This is a genomic window from Nitrosopumilus cobalaminigenes, assembly GCF_013407145.1.
Classification (GTDB): Archaea; Thermoproteota; Nitrososphaeria; order Nitrososphaerales; family Nitrosopumilaceae; genus Nitrosopumilus; species Nitrosopumilus cobalaminigenes.
This window is the reverse complement of sequence record NZ_CP026993.1, coordinates 901,217-919,294: the sequence shown is the minus strand read 5'-3', so window position 1 is coordinate 919,294 and position 18,078 is coordinate 901,217. Positions and strand designations below refer to the sequence as shown.

The following is an 18,078-nucleotide window of genomic DNA, read 5'->3' as shown; positions in this document are numbered from 1 at the left end:
AGGATATTTTTTGTACTCTTTCTATGAGTTCAGGAAATGATGGAGAAAAAATCTATCCTCAAGGTTATGAGCCAGAAATAACTTCTGAAGCTACTGATGATAATGTACGGAATAACTTACTAGATCTCATTTTACAATCTGGCCCTTCTGAAGTTGTGGACACTGATTTGTTTGCCGTAATGGCAAAAAGACGTTCTACAAGAAAGTTTTCAGATAAACCCGTTGAAACTACCAAAGTTGATAAAATAATTGCAGCAGCTGACACTGCGCCTACTGCAGGTAATTTTCAAGGATTTGAAATCTTTTACATCAAAAGCCCTGAAAAGAAAAAACTTCTAGTTGATGCTTGTAACAAACAGCCCTATGTTGACGCCCCAATAGTTTTGGTTTTTTGTAAAAATCCCTCTAGAGTAAAATTTGATTTTCCAGAGTATATTCTGAAAAAATTTGCTATTCAGGATGCAACTCTGGCTGCTGGATATTCTCAATTGGCAGCTCAGGCTTTGGGATTAAGTTCAATATGGATTGGAATGTTTGATGAGCAAAAAGTTATGGATGTAATAGGAACTGATCTTGTGCCATCATCTGTATTGTGTATTGGCTATCCTGAACAAACAAAATTCCCTAAACCAAGACGAAATCTTAAAGATTTGGTTCATGTTACATGGTAAGCTTTACCTAAAATTCTCCATCTTTAAATAATCATTGATTATTGTTTATTTTATGACTGATGCATATGTGATGTTAAATTGTGAATTAGGTGCTGAAGCTGAAATTATTGAACAACTAAAAGAGATTGAACAAGTTGCAGATGTTTTTGAAACCATTGGTACTCATGACATGATGGTGAAATTACAAGCAGAGAATTTTGAAAAAATCCGTGAGATTGTTTCTTGGAATATTCAAAAATTAAAAAAAGTACGTTCTACTGCTACTTTGATAAAAAAAGATAACTAAGACTAGGTCCTTACTCTATTCAAATGGCTGATGACAAAAACGAGATTGACAAGCTTATTGATAATATGATTACTAGTGGAGATGAACTAGTTGATAACCTCAAAACTGTCTTGCCAAACTCCTTATCTGAATCAATGGTGATGTTTCATGAATCTAATGTTACAAATCTAAAGAAGATTAAAGAATTTCTAAACAAATAGTTCTAGTAGCACTACTTCCTATGATTACTACTATATCCTTTTTAATCATCATTTGATTTCTCTACTATGGTCAGATCTAGGACTATTTCCATTACTGTGGAAAAGAAGACTGGTGATGCATTTGATGCAATCCTGAAAATGCCTCCTAAAATGATGCCTGATGCTAAAATTAATGATTCTGGCTGGTGGTCCTTTACTGGACCTCATGGAAAGTCCATGTTGAAATTTAATGAAAACAAGTCTTTGGGAATTTTAGACCACCAATATGTGGATGAAGAATCTTCTTGGGATGTCCCAATGAGGGTTGTATCAAATGGAGATGTTTCTGAAGTTATCATCACTTTGAACAAACCTGATGAATTATCTGATGAGCAGTTTGATACTAGAATGACTGAGATTGGTGAGATGTTTAATTCTATGAAAAATCTTATTGAATCTGAATCCTAATTTTTCTGCCTAGACTAGTACAAATCGTTCTTCAAGCTTAAATGCAAATTTTGTAATACAATACTGAAGAAATATGCCATATGAAGAAGTATACTATCAGAGATTAGCCGAAGAAAGTCCTGAAGATTATAAGAAATTAAAATCTAAAAAATAATTCTAGTCTTTTTTGGAATCATCAGAATTTCCATTTTGATTATTTCCTGGACCTACAATGTCTTCTGGTTTGACCTTACTGTCCCAATCTCCTCTGACTCCTTTAATCAAGGAAAAAATACCTGCCCCGATGAATCCTATGATTAGTGCAAAGAATACCGTTTGATCAAATATTTTGTATGAGCAATTAATTTCAGCTGGTGGTGCATCATCTGAATATTCATAACATGTTCCAAATTCATTTGATTCTAGAGTTGCAGCTTGATAATTTCCACCAAAACCTCCTAGGATAATAAATCCCACAAAAATTAGCACAATGCCGATAATGATGAATCTCATATCGCCCATGATTTTTTTCTTAATTTATCGTATTTACACTTTGACCTGATTGCTTTCTAGTGTTATTTTTCAAGAGATACTTTTAGGTTCTCCAGAGATGCCTCATAAAATGCTCCCATGAATACAATGAATTCCAGAAATTCCTTTTCAGTCATTTTTTGACTATTGAGATATGATTGCCATGTTAATTCAACCAAATTCTTTGATTTTGCTTTGATTGAAATTGTTGCAACATATGCTCTTAACGGTAATCCTTCAGTTGCAATATAGGTGAAATATTCCCCTTTTTTCCATGCAACCACATGTTCTTCAATTTGATTTCCATCCTCGAAAGTGATCAATCTTACTGCTCCTACATCTTTTTTCTTTTTTGAAAGGTAAACTGTTTTTTTAACGTCTACTACCCATGTAGGCAATCCTGCAATATTACTAATCTTTTTCCAAACTTTGTCTTTAGATGCTTTGATTTTGATTGTTTTTTTCACTGTTCCTGTCTGGAATGATTTCTTTACCATGTCTATCTCTGAATTATGGTGAATTTTAAATTTTAGTTGACAATCATTTTTAATCCCCTGAGGGAAATAAAATCAAATGGTCTTTGGATGGGGTAAAAAGAAACAAGAGGAAAAACCTGCAGAAGAAATTCCACAAAATAAAGAAATCTCCCTTGTAGATGTTCCAAAAATTATATCTGACCTTGGCACTTTGAGAAAAACCCAAACTCTCTCTGAAATAAACAGTTTGAGAAATAGTACTATGCCCTTAATTGACGATTTGATAAAAATTGGAAATGTCTTGGAGAAAGATAGTCTCAATATTGATGATATTGACAAACATCTTGCAATTATCGTGGTTCGTGGTAAAAAACAGGTAATTGATATGATCAAAAAAGATGTTGTTTCATTACCCAAAATATCTTCATTTGAAGATGCTGAAAAATTAAATTCCACACTAAACCTTATTTTAAAAAAAGTGGGCGATGTCTTGGGTCGTCAAACCAGAGTCATTCATATTTTTGCCAAAAAATATGCCGCACAGCTAAAAAGCAATCTTGAAGTGATGAATTCTAATCATTCTGAAATCCAAAAATTGTTAAAAAATTACCATTCTACAAAATCCCTTTCTGAAGAAATACTTGATACCATAAACCAAATTAACAATCAAACAGAATTACGTAAAGAAAAATCTCAAAGAATTACAGAAATTACCGAAAATCTTACTTCAATTAATGAGAAAATCTCTTCAATTCAAACTAATATTGACGAGATAAAATCCTCTGAGAACTACAAAAAATATCAAACATTGAAAAACACTTTGGATGAATTTAGTAAAGAAAAATCCAAAATTAAAAATCAAATAAACACACAATTCACAAAAATCTCTCGTCCTTTGAGTAGATACGAATATGCTTCTTCATTAGATAAGGACCAAAAAAATATTCTATCTACATTGGTTTCAGAACCTTTTGATGTGTTGACTAGTGAAAATAAGGATTCTGTAATTATAATTCTTGAAAATGTCCGTAAAGGAGTATCATCAGGATCTATCTCTGTAAAGGATGTAGAAAAAACATCTTCTCAGATTACTGAAACCGAAGAATCCCTTGATGGATTTGTAAATCAAATTTCTGAATATCATAAAAAATATCAAGAGATTCAAAGTGAACTTGCTTCTTTAAAACCTGAGGAATTGATTTCTTTGGAGAATGATCTTGCAAAAAACACCTCCTCTCTTGAAGATTCTCAGCTAAAATCTGAAACTTTTCAAGGTGAAATAGATGAAATTGATTCAAAAATACCTGAATTAGTCTCTGAAATTGAACAAAAACTCCGAGAATTCTCTAATACACGATATACTATCTTGACATCTTAAAATTAAATTAGTTCAAAGCTAGAGACTTGCTGTGTTATTCAAAAAGAAAAAATTTGAACGTAAAGTTTTGTTGAAAAAAGATGTGTTGGATAGCATATTGTCTTTTTGTCAAATGAAACATCCTAATGAAGGAATATTGATTTTGAAAGGAAAATCAAAAAATGGAGAAATCAAAATAGATGGACTCGTAATTCCTCCCTTTAGTGAAACTGGTCCAACTTTTGCAGGATTTCCACATTCATTCTTGCCTTTTGATATGAGCTATGTTGGAATTGTTCATTCTCATCCTAGCGGATCTGCTGAACCTTCTGTTACTGATTTACATAATTTCTTTGGTCTTGTTTCGATGATTGTAAAATCTCCATATGATGATAATTCTATTTTCGCATGGGATAGTAATGGAAGTTCCATTCCACTTTTGATAGAGTAATTATCTAAAATCCATGCTGTCCAGACTGAATAAAACTGAAGAAACTTTATATCCGTTTTAAAGATACTTTTATTGAATTGAACCCTCAGCTTAAACGATATTATATTTTCCTAGGTGCCTCTTTGGTGTTTAGTATTGGATTACAAATTGGACTTGGAATGCTTGGCGTTCCATGGTATTTCAGTATTGGTGCAGTAATGGCAATTTTCATCTTACTCCCTATGATTATGAGAAGACGTGCAATGAGTAAAATGGGAAGTTATGGTAGCGATTCTGGAACCGGTGGAGGTGGATTCTTTGGAATGGGTTCACAAGGAAATTCCGGTGGAGTACGATACGTATGTCTAGTTTGTAACAACAAACACAAAGGTGGCACATGTCCTAGATGTGGCTCTAAAATGCAAAGAGCGGATTTTTAACTGAATTAAAATGTCCTTAGATGAGATTCGTAAAAAGGTAATTTTTCATAATTCTGTTGATGTGTGGATTGCAACATGTTCTGAAAAAAATTCAGATTGGACAAACCCTGAGGATTATAAAAAATTCATTGCTCATTTACTAAAGAACAATCTGAATCTAAAGGCGTTTAATCTATGTGCCCATGAAGCAGGTGCTACTGAAGATGAAAAAGTAAAATTCACTGAAACTTTGGCTGAAACTAAAGAAGATCCAAACTCTCTAACATACACCATCAAACTAAATGATGCTGCTTTAGATATTATCCGCAGTTATTCTATCTGACTATCTCTTTAACTTTGGATTAACTATTGCATCAAGTGCGTTTCCAATAAACACAAAAGCCAATCCTGTGATTGCAATCATTACTCCTGGTGGCATAATCCACCACCACATTCCTCTGGCAGCAGCTCCGAATGTATTTGCATCATGCAAAATTTGCCCCCATGTTGGAAAAGAGGGGTCTCCCAATCCTAGAAAACTAAGACCAGCTTCTGTGGTAATTGCAGCTGGGACTGAAATTGCAATACTTGCAAATGCATATGGTAACAATTGAGGGACAATGTGCTTGAGAATGATCTTGGAATCTTTCTGACCCATCATGGTTGCAGCATCTACATAGCCTCGAGTTTTGATTTGAAGCGACATGCTTCTTGAGACTTTTGCAATGCCTACCCATCCAAAAATCATCAAAAACCCTACCATCACAAAGATGCTATTGCTGATTGTAACTGATAGTATGATGAGAAATGGCAAGGCTGGCAAGGCATAGATGACATCATTTAATCTCATCATTGTTTCATCTGTCTTTTTGCCCTTGTATCCTGCATACACTCCGTATAGCAATCCCATGATTACTGATGCAATTGACACGACTAATCCAATGAATAGTGCTAGAGGTGTCCCCCAAAGTAATCCAATTGCCAAATCTCTTCGTAATTCATCAGTACCCATTATTCCAAACGCTTTGCCTCCGATGATCAGATTTGATTCTTGAATTTGGTTTTCTGAATTAATTCCGTACAAATCAATTGAGAAAATATAATTTCCCTTTAGTGGCTCATTTGATTGAATTTTTGAAAATACAACATCTTCTGCAGAAATCCTTTCAAATGCAAATTCAAAAGTATCTGATTGCAATGACAAATTTTTCTTTATTGCGTCATCAGTTGAAAAAATCCTTTCACTATGTTTTGTCTTTCCATCAGAATATGGTAAAGATGTTGTTAGCAAATCTAGTTTGATTCCATCTGGTCTTATCACTGTCATTTGTAATAGTGGCGAACCAGAATATTCTGATGAGAATTCATAGATAAAGTCATTTGGAAACTCGTCATAATCAAAATTCACTCCAAATTGGTGTGATGTTAGATTCACTTCGCCTTCAGAGATATTTTGAATTAATGGGTCTTCTAGAATTTTGTGCTCTGGGATTTTATCAGTCATGAAAATATTTACCCAAATTGGAATTGCTACTTTGGGGTTTGAAATCCAATTCCCTGGATTATTCCACTCTTGAAATGTTTCAACTGGAATTGCGACCATTGCGATAATTGAAGTTGCAACAAGAATTCCGAGAATTGTAATTCCTGCAATTCCCATCTTGCTTTTGAGAAATTCTTGTTTGATTTCTTGAGGAGTAATACTAGTCATTGACCTGTCCTCACTCTAGGATCAAAGTATCCGTATAGCAAATCTGCAATGAATATGCTAATTAGGAAAAATACTGTAAGCAGGTATGTTGCTCCAATAATTACTGGCAAATCCATCACAGTGATTGCCTCAAAGTAAAGCCTTCCCATTCCAGGCCAATCAAAAACAGCTTCTGTGATTATTGCTCCTCCTAGTGAACCTGATAAACTAAGTGCTAGAATTGTAACAATTGGGGGTGCTGCATTTTTTAATGCATGTGTATAGATGATTCTTTTTTGTTTGATTCCAATTGTTTTCTTTGCCATTATGAAATCTTCTTGCATTATTCCGACCATGAAATTTCTTACTAGATATGCCCATGAACCAAAACCAATCATTACAATTGTGATTAATGGTAATGCCATGTGGTATAGTAGAGATCCAATATATGCAGGATCTGATGACGGGATATCTGGTGTTGCTCTTGCAGGAAATATTTGCCATGTGAATGCAAATAGGAAAATCATTAGCATTCCTATCCACCATACTGGAAAACTAGAACTAATTATTGCAAAACTAGATGTTATTCTATCAATCCCTGAACCAACTTTACTACTTGAAAATGCCCCTAGGAAAATCCCTATAATTGATATAATGATTGTCGCAGTTGTAAATAGTAAAACGGTTCTAGGTAGTTTCTCAAATAGTATGTCTTTGACATCAGACGATCCTTCATCACTAGTCAAAAATGTTGCATGTCCAAAGTCTAACAGCATAATTTTGTACATTGTTATTCCAATTCGTTGAGGGGAATACCACGGCTCATCAAGCCCCAGCGTCTGAATTCTTTGGTCAATTTGACTCTGAATGAATACGTCAAACTCTTCTACTGATGAAAAGCTCTCAGCAATTGCTGGGTTTTCTGTAATCTCAGATCTTACTTGAAACACAATACCCTGTTTTAGTATGGTATCCATATTGGAGCCGACTAGTGAAATTGTAATTAGCAATGTAATCATCAAAACTCCAAACATTGTTGCCACCCTTGTGGCAACATATTTTTTCATGCTCAATAATCTCAAGGAAGAGAATTAGTTTATAACAATACATGTTTTTTCCTACAGTTTATTACTGTACGATAATACTGAGATTTAGAAAACACATGTCCTTTGATAGAGAAAGAGAAATGCATACCGCAACATGCGGTGACTGTGGAAATGAATGTCAAGTACCATTCAAACCAAAAGAAGACAGACCTGTTTATTGCAGAGAGTGCTTCCAAAATCACAAACCAGCCCCAAGACAAGGTGGCGGTAGATTTGGTGGAAGATCTGGCGGATTTGGTGGCGACAGAGGCTCTAGATTTGGTAGAAGAGATGACAGACCACGTGAAATGCATGACGCAAAATGTGGTGACTGTGGAACTGATACCCAAGTGCCATTCAAACCAAAAGAAGACAGACCTGTTTATTGCAGAGAGTGCTTCCAAAATCACAGAAATTAGAAAATCGTTTTGAGTAAATTTCAAAACTCCTTTATTTTAAATTAAAAATTTCAATCTTGCCAAATATCTAATTAGACGAGAGTGAAACGAATTCTAGGCTTCACTAAGGCAGAAAAGCAAGTCTCTCGTCTGTAGTATATACGCGATCATATCATTTAAAGATTTTATGAACATGTGAAAAATAACAGATAAAACATTGATTTTTTCTTAATTTTCTATGAGTGCAAACACAATTCGAAAGGCCAAAAAACTAGTTGAAAGCGGTGGTGTTGTAAAAATTGAAGATGATTTGTTTCAAATAAAATCATCATCAGATCCTGAGAAATCCTACTTTGTAACATTTGATACATGTGAATGTCCTGGATTCAAAAATTTCTATAAATTCCATCATGGTAAAGGACTAAAGGCAAACTGCTCTCATTTAGAAGCAATTAGAATATTCAAACAAGAAAACTCTTAGTAATTATTTTAGATTTTTAGTATCTACTTTTCCAACAAATGCTTTGTTTTTTACTATGATGATGGGTCGTAAGATGAGTCCTGGGTGTTTTACCATTAGTTTGATCATCTGAGAATCTGTTTTCTTTTTATTTTCCAAATCAAGTTCTTTGTACATTTTGTCTCTTTTTCGTATTAGTTCTATGGGTTTTTTACCTGACATTTTGATAATTTTTTTCAATTCACTCTCAGAGAATGGGTCTTTGAAAAAATCTCTTTTTTCAATATCTGCATTCATTCGTTCCACTTCTGATATGGCTTTTTTACACGTAATGCAGGCAGATTTGTGATAAACTTTCATTCCATTTAGTTTGATTAGGTTGGATTAAAATCCTTTAGAAAAATGAAAAATGCTGCTATGCACAGCAGATGGTTTTTTTGAATTCTTCAGAATTCCTCTCAAAACTGCATTCTTTACATGCTTGCCAGCTTCTTTTTTTGAGGATTGAGAATGATGACTCGTAAGAGACAGAATACATTTTTCCTCCACATGAGGGACATGGTAATGGGATATCTATTTTCATCAATTGTAATATGGGAATTTTGAATATAAGGCCCGCGTAGAAATTATCTACTCTTCTTCTGAAGTTGTATCTTCAACCTCATCTACTGTTTCATCTTCTGTTTCTTCATTTAGATATTCATCATTGAATTTTTCCAAAGTTTCTTTTGGAATTGAAATTCTATCAAGATATGCTTGTCTTGCCTCTTCTGCTGTGCCTCCGTTTTCAAGAATTTCATTTTTAATTTTTTGAGCTTCCTCAAAGTTGCTTCTTGTAAAATCTAATTGTTCAATTATCAAATCTCTGATTTCTGGATTCAATCCTCTAATGTAATCCTCATACTGGTATCCTCCGTAGGTACCATATCCTGGCTTGTATTCCTCAATTGCTTGATTTTTGAGATTTTCTGCAATTCTTCTTTGTTGCTCTAATAGAACTTGTTCAGCAATTGGCTTTGCAGCTTCTTTTTTCTCTGCAATTAATTGATCATGTAAATCATGATAATACTTGAATAATGTTTGACCTATGGGGTCTTTTTCAAAGTCACTTTCATTTGAACTGAGATATTTTCTTGCTTGCTCAGTTGATAATTGCTGTTGTAATAGTGATACTGGGGTACTATCTCCTTTCACTTGAAATTCTGTACTTGCCAATCCTGTCATTCCATACCATGATGCAATAACATTGACAGTGTAAGTTCCTGGAACTCTTTCAAAGTCCACAAATTCTCCTCTAAATGTTCCATCTGTATCTGTAAATGCTTTGGTGGTATCTGCACCTGTTCTGATTAATACTTCGACTCCTCTAGTTGGGTCATATGCGTGGTCTACTACTCTGCCTGTAACTACCACTGTATCTCCTGAATAGACTACTCCTTTTTCCATGTCTAATTCAACCACAAATTCCCATAGTTCTGCCTGAGAACTAGGTGCAAATGAAAATATCATCAAAAATGAAAATAATCCAATAATTACAGGCTTGTTATACACATGGCATGATTTTGATTTATGCAGTTAAGACAAAGTATGAATAAAAATTCGCTATTTTTCAATTTTTATTGAGTAATTTACTTTCTTTCGTACCTTTGGGCTTGGTCAAATTTACAATCCCTACTACTTCTTAAACCCCAAAAATCATCCTATCTTAAATTATGGATTTGAAAAAATTCCAAGATGATGTAGATGTGATGAGTGGGAAACTCTCAAAACATCTCAAAGAAAATGATGTTTCTAAACTGAATTATGTTAAAGCGCAATTGATTGGAATGTACAAAAAAAACTTGGTAAAAATCAACCATTCTATTTTGGAATTGATTTGTGCTAGTACTTTGATTTCTAGAGGTTATGCTGTTGAGGTTGAAAAAGATGTATCTGACATTCTGGTTTGTGATATTTTTGCAAAAAAAGGCGGAGGAAACACCATCATTGAAATTGAAACTGGCTTTACTCCTCCAGAACATGCAATGGACACAATAGATTATTTTTCTGCAAGAATAATGAGCAAGATTGCAAGATACAGTCAGCATTGCTCAAAGTTTTCTTTGGCAACTCCTGCAGTTGGTATTTTGCCCATTTCAAAAATTTTCTTACTTCCTCCCAATGCTCGAAAAAAAGAGGATGTGCAAAAAATAAAGGATCTATGTGATCGTTATTACAAAAATCCTCCAGTAGAATTTGATGATATTCTAAATGCCCATCTTCATTCTATATTTTTGATAAATATTGACAAAGGTTTTGCTAAGGAACTTGATCCACAAGGATATGTTGATTTGACTGGTAGTCTTCTTGAGAGAAGTGAAGTTGAATATTAGGTATGTCTCAGAGAAAAAGCTCAAATTCTCCTATTGTTTAGGAGTTGTAGAATGATTTGTGCAGCTTGTGAAACAAGAAAGCATTTTGAATGCATTGATTGTATGAACAATCATAAAACTCATCTTTGCAGCTGTGATTGCCATGATGAAAATACTGAAGCTCATGAAGTTGGGAAAACCCATTAAAATTAATTTTTAAATTTTCTTTCTATTTCTTGAGCCATAATTTCTAATTGACTTGTATCGCCTAATTTCCTATAAGTCAACTTTTCCAGTGTTTTGATTATGCTGATTGCAGATCTATATTGTGGGATTTCTGGCTCATTTAGTTCCCCATACATTCCAATTCCTTGAATGTTGTTCTTTTTGGCAAATCCTAAAATCAACCCGTTGAATCCAGTAATAATTGATTTTTGAGGAGTTGTTTCAACATCTAACCCTTCCATTTGTTTTGTTAATTCCTTTGATGTTGTAGTGATGTATGCTTTTGGAGTATTTTCAAATATTCTATTTGTGTGAAATCCTCCTAATGTATAGATGAATTTTGCTGAATATTTTTTTGCAACATCAATTACATCTTGACACAATGCGTTTAATTCACTATTACTTTGAGGTTGGCCTTTTCCTCCTCCAAAAATAATTAAATCATCTGTGTATCGGTATTCCCACTTCTCATCGGGAAGATCAATGTATCCTCCCCTGTCTACAATATATGTTGGAAATGGCGTTTTAGCTGTTCTGAATGTTTTTGTTCTTAGTGATTCGTTTATGAAATTAACTACAATACTGCCTACGTTTCCCATGTCTTGCATTGCTGCAATGATAATTGGTTTTTCAACATCTGGTTCTTCATTTTGAATAAATTCCACATTGATTCTAAAATCTAATGAACTTTAAACGTATATTGAAAATTCATTGTCTGATTTTCCTGATCTAATTTTGGTAACATTTTAAAAATTGAATTAACAACAAATTTGATTTTATCTTGTTAGTTGTCTGATTAATGGAAAAACTAAAACTTTTCTTTAAAATTATTATTTAATAATTTTTTAGATCCTCTTATGTTTTTATTTGGTTTTTTGATTTCTTTTAATTCCAATTTTTGATTATTTCATCCAATTTTGAGCCTGAAAATCTATCATGATAATTTTACCCAAAAGTAGAAACTGCTATCATATTTTAACTCTTGTAGATTTTTGCTCTACTTTTTAATGATCGAAAAAAACGTGAAGATTCATAAGGCAAAAAAACTTTCTGTCCTCAAATTATGGAAACATCCATGGAAAACATTGGTACACTGGAATATGTGCTTGACAAATATTCCAAAATCTGGAGCTGGAAAGTCACTGGTGATCGTGCCGTAAGTATGATCTCTAGATTGGTCTCTGAAGCATGGTATGGTGAAAACGTAAATGAAATTATTATTCCTGATAGCACTGAAACTGTAAAACAACTAAAATTAATCATGGATAGATATCCACTTGAAATCCTTTCAAAATCCACCTGGCAAAGAAAAATTGTAAAAACGTATGCTCCAAAACCAACTTTACCGCCTGTAAAACTAAAACTAAAACGAGCAAAAACTGGTGAACAATTCCGAGGAAAACTTCTTAACTTTCAAAAAGAGGGATTGGATTTTTTGTTAAAATCCTCGGGTAATGCATTACTTGCTGATGAGATGGGTTTGGGAAAAACTGTTCAAACACTCTCTTATGCTGCAACAGAAAAACAAACATTCCCCATTCTTGTAGTTGCCCCACTGGTGACGTTAAACAACTGGGAACGTGAGATTGCAAAATTTCTAAAAAAGAAAAGCAGGAATGGTAGAATAATTGAATCTGAATCTCCTAGTGTCACAATAATTAGAACTGGAAAATCCAAAGAACTTCCAAAAACTGACATTTACATAATTAACTATGAATTACTTTTCAAACGAAATGATGATTTGTCAAAGTTAGGTCTCAAAACAATTGTTTGTGATGAGGTTCACAATTTGAGATCAAAAACTACTCAAAAATACAAGGCAGTAAAAAAATTGGCAGCACTTTCTTCAATATTGTACAGAATTGGTCTATCTGGCACTCCTATCTATAATCGTGGTTCTGAAATTTGGCCAATTATAGATATCATAAAACCTGGCCTGCTTGGAAGCTTTAAAGAATTCTGTGAATACTTTTGCTATGTCAATGATAAAGGCAAAGCAATTGTTTTAGAAAACAAACGTGCATCTCTTAGAAATGAATTACAAAAACATGTGATGCTAAGAAGGAAAAAAGCAGATGTGCTAAAAGAACTAAAGGACAAAGTTCGTTACAAAGAGGTCATTGCAGCTGATACTGATTACTATTTAGAAGAATTAGATAAAATTTGGAAGAAAGTTGAGACAGAACAAAAAGATGCTGACTCTGAATTTTCCAAATCTGCATCCTATCATAGAGCAATTCAAAGTGAAAGACAAATTGCAGGTATTGCAAAACTACCTCATGTAATCAATTTTGTTAAAAACATTATGGAGATTGAAGAAAGTGTTGTAGTCTTTTGTCATCACAAAGTGATTCATAAATTACTTCATGAGAGTCTCCAAGAATTCTCTCCTGTATCCATAATTGGTGGACAGACTGATTCAGTTCGTCAAGACCAAATAGACAAGTTCCAAAGAGGTGAATCAAAACTAATGATTGCCGGAATCCGTGCTGGAAATGTGGGTATCAATTTGACTAGGGCAAAATATGTAATTTTTGCAGAGCTTGATTGGAGTCCTGCAATCCATAGACAAGCTGAAGATAGACTTCATAGAATTGGCCAGAAAAATACTGTATTTGCATATTATTTAATTGGGAATGGTACTTTGGATGATCACGTTGCAAATGTCCTAGTTGACAAGAGCTATGAGATTGATGAAATTATGGATGAATCAAAAGAAAATTATGAGAACAAAGACAAGGCTGAACTTATCTTGGCCCAAATTCAAGACAAAGTTCGTGCAAAATAATTAAATTTCTAATTTGTCTTTTAACTTTGATAATTTTTCGTTGATTGAATCTTTCTGAGTTTGCTCCAAAGTGGTATCTTGAATTTCTTTTATCAGACCATCTATGATACTTAGAATTTCTACTTCTGATTTCATTTCTCCAAAGTTTATTTTGTCAAATCCTTCAGTTTCTGTTTTGTCTATCTCTTCAATTCCTTCTGGAAGAATTTCATATACTTTGACTAGTTTATCTTCTAGTCTTTGTGGGGACATTAGCACGAATTGACTTTTCCTCAGTTTTTCTATTTCTTCTACTAGTTCATTTTTTGATATTTTGAGAATGTCCTCCATCTGGCCCATATTGCAAGATTTTACCTGTAAGAGTCTCAATATTTTTGCCCATGTTGGAATATTTTTGCTCCAAAGAATCTCTTTTGCTAAATTTGTAATTGAAAATGATCCGTCTTTATTCAACGATAACATTTTTCTGTCTTTTAATGTTGCAAGAGAATCCAAAATTTTTCCAACTCCTAATCTTTTTAATTCAGAATTTTCTAGGTTGTTTTCATTAAATGTTCCATTTTCATTAATGGCTAAATGCAAAATTTCCAAATCTATAGTTCCTAATTTCCTCATATTGCTAATATCTCCTCAAGATTTATCATTCTTTGCACTAGAATCAATTTTTGTTCTTGAAGAATATATGTGGATTATCTAAAATTGACTCATGGTTCTATACGAACTTCCGAGACTCCCTTATGGGTATGATGAACTAGAACCTTTCATTGATACTGAAACAATGAAAATTCATCATCAAAAACATCATCAGGCATATGTTGATGGATTAAACAAATCTCTTGCAGATGTTGGAAGTGCTTCTCACCCTCAATACATTTCATCTGTTTTATCTGATTTGAAATCTATTCCAGAATCTGGACGTTCTGCAATCAACTTTTTTGGTGGTGGTTTTGAGAATCACAGATTGTTTTGGGAAACTATGACTCCTAATGGTGATGGAAAACCTTTTGGTCAAATTGCTGATCAAATTGATGTTTATTTTGATAACTTTGAGAATTTCAAAAAAGTCTTTTCTGAAAAAGCAATTACAATTCAAGGTAGTGGTTGGTGTTGGTTAGTTTTCAATTCCACATATCATAAAATAGAAATCATTACAACTGAAAATCAAACTAGTCCTTGGACATTGGGAAAATTCCCGTTACTTGGATTGGATGTTTGGGAGCATGCATATTATTTGAAATACCAAAACAAGAGACCTGCTTATGTTGAAGCTTGGTGGAATGTTGTCAATTGGGATTATGTGGGAAATAGATTTTCAGAGCTCGCATAATTTTGTCTGATTTGGACAAATTCTTTTAAACAAAAATCATGATTTTGCACTTATGAACAAGAGTCTAAGATACATTGCACTTCTTGCAATTTTACCCTTGTTTACAGCAGGTATGACGACAGATTATTTTACAGATGCTGAAGCCCTCAAAAGCAAAGGTACTGGAACCTCTCAATATGGTTCAAGTACTGGTATCTGTGGATTAGACTTGTGTTCTAACTATCCTGGCGGTAAAGCCGCTTGGCAAGCAGAACAAGGTGGTGTCGCTCCTGTAGCTCCAGTTGAAGAGGCCATGGAAGAAACCCATGAAGAAGAACACATGGAAGAAACTATGGAAGAAACTATGGAAGAAACCCATGAAGAAGAACACATGGAAGAAACTGAAGCAGACTTGGGTTCTGTACTTAGATTATCAAGAGCAAATGTTCCAGCAACAATTCCTATGCATCAAGGATACTACAACGGTGAAGATGTTTACTATATCATCACTGACTCTAGTGATCCAACACATGCAGACATAATTACTGCAAACCAAGGATGGCAAGTAGAACTTGCTCCTTTGTTGAAGAACACTCCTGAAGAAGCACTTTCAACAGTATACTTGTTTACCAACGGCATTGAAGGCGATGGTATACACGGATACCAAAGTCAAGTATTCACTAGTACTCCTGCACAAGCAGATGTGTACAGTGCATTGACTTCTCATGTCCATGTTATGTGGAATGACGGTGCAACTGCAAGAGTACTTGATTCAGAAGCAATGGTTATGGAAGCAGCTGAGAATAATGAAATTACATTAACAGAAATTGATGTAGTTTTGAATATGCCACAAATTGTTTGGCCTGAAGGTCAGATGATGGTTAAGGAAGACAAAACATTAACTGATGTCACTCCTTACGGCGGTGGCCAAGTTCTTGATATCGATACAGAAGAGATGAATGTAACTTTCATAGCTCATCGTGGATGGGGTCCCGATGGTAGAACTATCTATTACATTGTAACAGATGCTACTCCTAGTGGTCCTGCCGGAATGATGGGTGTTGTTAGTTCACCAACCTCTGCAAGCTTGATTGCAAATTCAGCAGCAGTAGACTTGTATCAGTTCAAAAATGGTTTAACAGGTACTGGTCCTTTGGGATTCCAACCTGGAATTGCAGCAGGAGCTCCTGGCGATGCTAACTATTCTCCTATGTGGAGAATCTTTATGATTGGCTGGGAAAATCCAGATGATGCTCAATTGTTAGAAACTATTGATGATATGAACGCATACAACGAAGCTGGTTTGATCAACATTGGTATTGCACGTCCAATGGATAGTGACCATATTGTCAACTGTCCATTTATTGACCCATTCCAATAAGATCTTTTTTTTCTTTTTTATTTTTTTAAAAATTGAACATTTGTTCATTTTTAAAGATTTTTTTTAACATTTTTTCTGGGAATTACCTATCTAACTTATCTTTGATTATGATAATAATAGAACATGAGTATTGCGGGAATGTACATGTTAAACACAGAAGAATACGAAGAATCTAAAATTCATGAAGTTTTAGACATGCTGTATCTTGACAGGAAAAATGAATTTCGTGAATTGTCTGAAGTTCTTCTAAATGAAAAAGCTCTAAAGGCAATGCCCAATTGGAAAGAATTTGTTTTGAATTTCAGTTTGGATGTTGAGGATGCTTTTAAGACCTGGTCTGGACAAAGTCCTTTGGCTCCCAGTTCTCCACAAAAAGCTTTGACTTTGTTAAGACAATTGGGACATGATAAGACGTCCATGAATCAACTTGCACATTTACTAAATATGTCATACAACATATCGTGTGAATTCAAAGAGATCTATAGACGTCTAAAATAATCTCTTTTTCTTTTTAATCTAAATCTCTAAATTCTACTGAATTTCCAACTAAACTATATGGATTTCATGTTGGAAGAAGAACTAATTGATTTGATGACTTTTTGTCTTCAGAATCCTGATTCTACAGAAGTATCTGATAAACACAAAAGAATTACTGAAATTGGTCACGAGTTGTTTGCCGATGGTGGTGTTGACGCTTTAGAGAATTTCTTTTTTGTGTTAAAAAATAGAATTACTGAAGAAATAGAAAAAGATCCATCCCCAATGCGTTCACTATGGAATGGCCTTACTGATGAATGGCAGTACTAAATTTCTCTAGTGAGAAGTTTATCCTCTACCGATTCTGAAAATGGCTGTACTGCATGTTGGGCATGTGCCTTTGATTGCAGGTTTACCATTTTTCATGGTGTATGGTTTAGGGCCGCCGATTTCTCGTTTGTCACGACACTTAACACAATATCCTATTGTCATAAATCTACTAGGCTCGAGGTCGTATTACCGAGAACTTGTTAAACTTTTTTCACTATTAGACAAATCTCCGATCTCAATTATTGCGTTGCAGAACGATTTTTTTCGTATCGGATATTTTTTTGATCAATTTAGGAACAAATTATTAGTATTTTTTAAATAATGATTAAATTTTTGGCAAAAATATTTTGTAAATTCTAACTAACACTGATCTGCATTGTTGTGTATTCTGATAATGCATTTTGATTGTTCAAACCTTCCCATACAAAAATCTCTGCTGTAAATTTCCCGGAACTATTTGGAGTCCATGACAATGATGGACTAAGTTTTTGATCAGGAGTTAGTTGACCACTTATCCAACCTAATGATACAACAAGATCTGCATCATTTTTGATTTGAACAAGATATACAAAATTCTGTGATTTTGTCTGATGATTTGTAATGTCTGATGAAATCTGCACTTGTTGACTGACATTTACATTGTCAACTATTGGTGCTCCAAATGCATTTTCTAATCTTGGATCTTCCATTGTTGCTCTTTCTAACTCTGTTAATGCAAAAGCTGGTGTAATACTTACAGTAACCACTAGTACTACTAACAGACCTATGCCTTTACCTAACACGGTTTTCTG

The 18,078-nt window shown here is 34.0% G+C and carries 28 protein-coding genes; 16 read left to right on the top strand and 12 right to left on the bottom strand.

The features are described 5' to 3' along the window. Positions 1-23 precede the first annotated feature (23 nt). The 4 genes from C5F47_RS05690 (at position 24) to C5F47_RS05675 (ending at position 1,604) form a co-directional block, all read left to right on the top strand. On the top strand, positions 24-671 hold the full coding sequence (locus C5F47_RS05690) for a nitroreductase family protein (RefSeq protein WP_179360144.1): 648 nt from the start codon (positions 24-26) through the stop codon (positions 669-671). A 52-nt stretch (positions 672-723) separates the two neighbouring features. Next, entirely contained in the window at positions 724-957 is a 234-nt protein-coding gene (locus C5F47_RS05685) for an Lrp/AsnC ligand binding domain-containing protein (RefSeq protein WP_179360143.1), read from the top strand. 23 nt (positions 958-980) lie between these two features. Further along, on the top strand, positions 981-1,157 hold the full coding sequence (locus C5F47_RS05680) for a hypothetical protein (RefSeq protein ID WP_179360142.1): 177 nt from the start codon (positions 981-983) through the stop codon (positions 1,155-1,157). Between the two features lie 66 nt (positions 1,158-1,223). After that, on the top strand, positions 1,224-1,604 hold the full coding sequence (locus C5F47_RS05675; protein ID WP_179360141.1) for a hypothetical protein: 381 nt from the start codon (positions 1,224-1,226) through the stop codon (positions 1,602-1,604). A gap of 156 nt (positions 1,605-1,760) precedes the next feature. On the opposite strand, the gene C5F47_RS05670 is transcribed toward C5F47_RS05675, so the two are convergent. Together C5F47_RS05670 and C5F47_RS05665 are read right to left on the bottom strand one after the other, a co-directional pair. After that, entirely contained in the window at positions 1,761-2,096 is a 336-nt protein-coding gene (locus C5F47_RS05670) for a hypothetical protein (RefSeq protein ID WP_179361801.1), read from the bottom strand. A gap of 62 nt (positions 2,097-2,158) precedes the next feature. After that, positions 2,159-2,611 (bottom strand): SRPBCC family protein, encoded by a 453-nt coding sequence (locus C5F47_RS05665; protein WP_179360140.1) that lies wholly within the window; start codon positions 2,609-2,611, stop codon positions 2,159-2,161. A 76-nt stretch (positions 2,612-2,687) separates the two neighbouring features. Here C5F47_RS05665 and C5F47_RS05660 point away from each other — a divergent pair, with 76 nt between their 5' ends. The 4 genes from C5F47_RS05660 to C5F47_RS05645 all read left to right on the top strand — a co-directional run bounded on the left by C5F47_RS05660 (position 2,688) and on the right by C5F47_RS05645 (position 5,139). Then, entirely contained in the window at positions 2,688-3,968 is a 1,281-nt protein-coding gene (locus C5F47_RS05660) for a coiled-coil domain-containing protein (protein ID WP_179360139.1), read from the top strand. Positions 3,969-3,999: 31 nt separating this feature from the next. After that, positions 4,000-4,398, top strand: a complete 399-nt coding sequence (locus C5F47_RS05655; RefSeq protein WP_179360138.1) for a Mov34/MPN/PAD-1 family protein — start codon at positions 4,000-4,002, stop codon at positions 4,396-4,398. A gap of 77 nt (positions 4,399-4,475) precedes the next feature. Continuing rightward, a complete protein-coding gene (locus C5F47_RS05650; protein ID WP_179360137.1) occupies positions 4,476-4,817 on the top strand; it encodes a hypothetical protein in 342 nt (113 codons plus the stop codon). 10 nt (positions 4,818-4,827) lie between these two features. Then, positions 4,828-5,139 carry a hypothetical protein gene (locus C5F47_RS05645; protein WP_179360136.1) on the top strand — a complete coding sequence of 104 codons (312 nt, stop codon included), beginning with the start codon at positions 4,828-4,830 and terminating at the stop codon, positions 5,137-5,139. Here C5F47_RS05645 and C5F47_RS05640 read toward each other — a convergent pair whose 3' ends face one another. Then, positions 5,140-6,507, bottom strand: a complete 1,368-nt coding sequence (locus tag C5F47_RS05640; protein WP_179360135.1) for an ABC transporter permease — start codon at positions 6,505-6,507, stop codon at positions 5,140-5,142. Further along, the gene (locus C5F47_RS05635; RefSeq protein ID WP_179360134.1) at positions 6,504-7,553 is read right to left on the bottom strand and encodes an ABC transporter permease; all 1,050 of its coding nucleotides are present in this window, start codon (positions 7,551-7,553) and stop codon (positions 6,504-6,506) included. The genes C5F47_RS05640 and C5F47_RS05635 overlap by 4 nt, the downstream gene beginning before the upstream one ends. A 95-nt stretch (positions 7,554-7,648) precedes the next feature. Between C5F47_RS05635 and C5F47_RS05630 the strand changes: the two genes are divergently transcribed. Beyond that, positions 7,649-7,990, top strand: coding sequence for a CxxC-x17-CxxC domain-containing protein (locus C5F47_RS05630; protein WP_179360133.1), 342 nt, complete (start codon positions 7,649-7,651; stop codon positions 7,988-7,990). A 217-nt stretch (positions 7,991-8,207) separates the two neighbouring features. Beyond that, on the top strand, positions 8,208-8,450 hold the full coding sequence (locus C5F47_RS05625; RefSeq protein WP_179360132.1) for a hypothetical protein: 243 nt from the start codon (positions 8,208-8,210) through the stop codon (positions 8,448-8,450). 3 nt (positions 8,451-8,453) lie between these two features. Here the strand turns inward: C5F47_RS05625 and C5F47_RS05620 are convergent, their stop codons facing one another. From C5F47_RS05620 to C5F47_RS05610, 3 genes are read right to left on the bottom strand one after another with little or no spacing between them, the layout of a single operon-like run. Further along, positions 8,454-8,789: an arsenate reductase family protein gene (locus C5F47_RS05620; protein ID WP_179360131.1), complete on the bottom strand. Its 336-nt coding sequence runs from the start codon at positions 8,787-8,789 to the stop codon at positions 8,454-8,456. Positions 8,790-8,844: 55 nt separating this feature from the next. Then, on the bottom strand, positions 8,845-9,012 hold the full coding sequence (locus tag C5F47_RS05615) for a hypothetical protein (RefSeq protein ID WP_179360130.1): 168 nt from the start codon (positions 9,010-9,012) through the stop codon (positions 8,845-8,847). A 47-nt stretch (positions 9,013-9,059) separates the two neighbouring features. Further along, complete coding sequence (locus C5F47_RS05610; RefSeq protein WP_246271041.1) at positions 9,060-9,980, bottom strand: carboxypeptidase-like regulatory domain-containing protein; 921 nt, start codon at positions 9,978-9,980, stop codon at positions 9,060-9,062. Between the two features lie 161 nt (positions 9,981-10,141). Between C5F47_RS05610 and C5F47_RS05605 the strand changes: the two genes are divergently transcribed. Continuing rightward, entirely contained in the window at positions 10,142-10,801 is a 660-nt protein-coding gene (locus C5F47_RS05605; RefSeq protein ID WP_179360129.1) for a Rho GTPase-activating protein, read from the top strand. Positions 10,802-10,831: 30 nt separating this feature from the next. Here C5F47_RS05605 and C5F47_RS09795 read toward each other — a convergent pair whose 3' ends face one another. Both C5F47_RS09795 and C5F47_RS05600 read right to left on the bottom strand, forming a co-directional pair. Beyond that, positions 10,832-10,966: a hypothetical protein gene (locus tag C5F47_RS09795; RefSeq protein ID WP_281361066.1), complete on the bottom strand. Its 135-nt coding sequence runs from the start codon at positions 10,964-10,966 to the stop codon at positions 10,832-10,834. Between the two features lie 23 nt (positions 10,967-10,989). Then, positions 10,990-11,670, bottom strand: a complete 681-nt coding sequence (locus tag C5F47_RS05600) for a PAC2 family protein (protein WP_179360128.1) — start codon at positions 11,668-11,670, stop codon at positions 10,990-10,992. A gap of 398 nt (positions 11,671-12,068) precedes the next feature. On the opposite strand from C5F47_RS05600, the gene C5F47_RS05595 reads away from it, so the two are divergent. Next, on the top strand, positions 12,069-13,793 hold the full coding sequence (locus C5F47_RS05595) for a DEAD/DEAH box helicase (protein WP_179360127.1): 1,725 nt from the start codon (positions 12,069-12,071) through the stop codon (positions 13,791-13,793). Here C5F47_RS05595 and C5F47_RS05590 read toward each other — a convergent pair whose 3' ends face one another. Next, entirely contained in the window at positions 13,794-14,408 is a 615-nt protein-coding gene (locus tag C5F47_RS05590; RefSeq protein ID WP_179360126.1) for a hypothetical protein, read from the bottom strand. Between the two features lie 91 nt (positions 14,409-14,499). Between C5F47_RS05590 and C5F47_RS05585 the strand changes: the two genes are divergently transcribed. From C5F47_RS05585 to C5F47_RS05570, 4 genes are all read left to right on the top strand, one after another. Next, positions 14,500-15,120, top strand: coding sequence for a superoxide dismutase (locus tag C5F47_RS05585; RefSeq protein WP_179360125.1), 621 nt, complete (start codon positions 14,500-14,502; stop codon positions 15,118-15,120). A gap of 52 nt (positions 15,121-15,172) precedes the next feature. Then, positions 15,173-16,480, top strand: a complete 1,308-nt coding sequence (locus C5F47_RS05580) for a DUF7482 domain-containing protein (protein ID WP_179360124.1) — start codon at positions 15,173-15,175, stop codon at positions 16,478-16,480. Between the two features lie 123 nt (positions 16,481-16,603). Then, positions 16,604-16,978, top strand: coding sequence for a hypothetical protein (locus C5F47_RS05575; protein ID WP_179360123.1), 375 nt, complete (start codon positions 16,604-16,606; stop codon positions 16,976-16,978). Between the two features lie 57 nt (positions 16,979-17,035). Beyond that, positions 17,036-17,287 carry a hypothetical protein gene (locus tag C5F47_RS05570; RefSeq protein WP_179360122.1) on the top strand — a complete coding sequence of 84 codons (252 nt, stop codon included), beginning with the start codon at positions 17,036-17,038 and terminating at the stop codon, positions 17,285-17,287. A gap of 18 nt (positions 17,288-17,305) precedes the next feature. Here the strand turns inward: C5F47_RS05570 and C5F47_RS09790 are convergent, their stop codons facing one another. Next, positions 17,306-17,449, bottom strand: a complete 144-nt coding sequence (locus tag C5F47_RS09790; protein ID WP_014964934.1) for a DUF5679 domain-containing protein — start codon at positions 17,447-17,449, stop codon at positions 17,306-17,308. A gap of 194 nt (positions 17,450-17,643) precedes the next feature. Beyond that, on the bottom strand, positions 17,644-18,069 hold the full coding sequence (locus C5F47_RS05565; RefSeq protein WP_179360121.1) for a hypothetical protein: 426 nt from the start codon (positions 18,067-18,069) through the stop codon (positions 17,644-17,646). Between the last annotated feature and the right edge of the window lie 9 nt (positions 18,070-18,078).

Coding starts and splice junctions, on each gene's coding strand:
- C5F47_RS05690 (WP_179360144.1), top strand. CDS start 24: ATGAGTTCAGGAAATGATGGAGAAAAAATCTATCCTCAAGGTTATGAG.
- C5F47_RS05685 (WP_179360143.1), top strand. CDS start 724: ATGACTGATGCATATGTGATGTTAAATTGTGAATTAGGTGCTGAAGCT.
- C5F47_RS05680 (WP_179360142.1), top strand. CDS start 981: ATGGCTGATGACAAAAACGAGATTGACAAGCTTATTGATAATATGATT.
- C5F47_RS05675 (WP_179360141.1), top strand. CDS start 1,224: ATGGTCAGATCTAGGACTATTTCCATTACTGTGGAAAAGAAGACTGGT.
- C5F47_RS05670 (WP_179361801.1), bottom strand. CDS start 2,096: ATGAGATTCATCATTATCGGCATTGTGCTAATTTTTGTGGGATTTATT.
- C5F47_RS05665 (WP_179360140.1), bottom strand. CDS start 2,611: ATGGTAAAGAAATCATTCCAGACAGGAACAGTGAAAAAAACAATCAAA.
- C5F47_RS05660 (WP_179360139.1), top strand. CDS start 2,688: ATGGTCTTTGGATGGGGTAAAAAGAAACAAGAGGAAAAACCTGCAGAA.
- C5F47_RS05645 (WP_179360136.1), top strand. CDS start 4,828: ATGTCCTTAGATGAGATTCGTAAAAAGGTAATTTTTCATAATTCTGTT.
- C5F47_RS05640 (WP_179360135.1), bottom strand. CDS start 6,507: ATGACTAGTATTACTCCTCAAGAAATCAAACAAGAATTTCTCAAAAGC.
- C5F47_RS05635 (WP_179360134.1), bottom strand. CDS start 7,553: ATGAAAAAATATGTTGCCACAAGGGTGGCAACAATGTTTGGAGTTTTG.
- C5F47_RS05630 (WP_179360133.1), top strand. CDS start 7,649: ATGTCCTTTGATAGAGAAAGAGAAATGCATACCGCAACATGCGGTGAC.
- C5F47_RS05625 (WP_179360132.1), top strand. CDS start 8,208: ATGAGTGCAAACACAATTCGAAAGGCCAAAAAACTAGTTGAAAGCGGT.
- C5F47_RS05620 (WP_179360131.1), bottom strand. CDS start 8,789: ATGAAAGTTTATCACAAATCTGCCTGCATTACGTGTAAAAAAGCCATA.
- C5F47_RS05615 (WP_179360130.1), bottom strand. CDS start 9,012: ATGAAAATAGATATCCCATTACCATGTCCCTCATGTGGAGGAAAAATG.
- C5F47_RS05605 (WP_179360129.1), top strand. CDS start 10,142: ATGGATTTGAAAAAATTCCAAGATGATGTAGATGTGATGAGTGGGAAA.
- C5F47_RS09795 (WP_281361066.1), bottom strand. CDS start 10,966: ATGAGCTTCAGTATTTTCATCATGGCAATCACAGCTGCAAAGATGAGT.
- C5F47_RS05595 (WP_179360127.1), top strand. CDS start 12,069: ATGGAAACATCCATGGAAAACATTGGTACACTGGAATATGTGCTTGAC.
- C5F47_RS05590 (WP_179360126.1), bottom strand. CDS start 14,408: ATGAGGAAATTAGGAACTATAGATTTGGAAATTTTGCATTTAGCCATT.
- C5F47_RS05585 (WP_179360125.1), top strand. CDS start 14,500: ATGGTTCTATACGAACTTCCGAGACTCCCTTATGGGTATGATGAACTA.
- C5F47_RS05580 (WP_179360124.1), top strand. CDS start 15,173: ATGAACAAGAGTCTAAGATACATTGCACTTCTTGCAATTTTACCCTTG.
- C5F47_RS05575 (WP_179360123.1), top strand. CDS start 16,604: ATGAGTATTGCGGGAATGTACATGTTAAACACAGAAGAATACGAAGAA.
- C5F47_RS05570 (WP_179360122.1), top strand. CDS start 17,036: ATGGATTTCATGTTGGAAGAAGAACTAATTGATTTGATGACTTTTTGT.
- C5F47_RS09790 (WP_014964934.1), bottom strand. CDS start 17,449: ATGACAATAGGATATTGTGTTAAGTGTCGTGACAAACGAGAAATCGGC.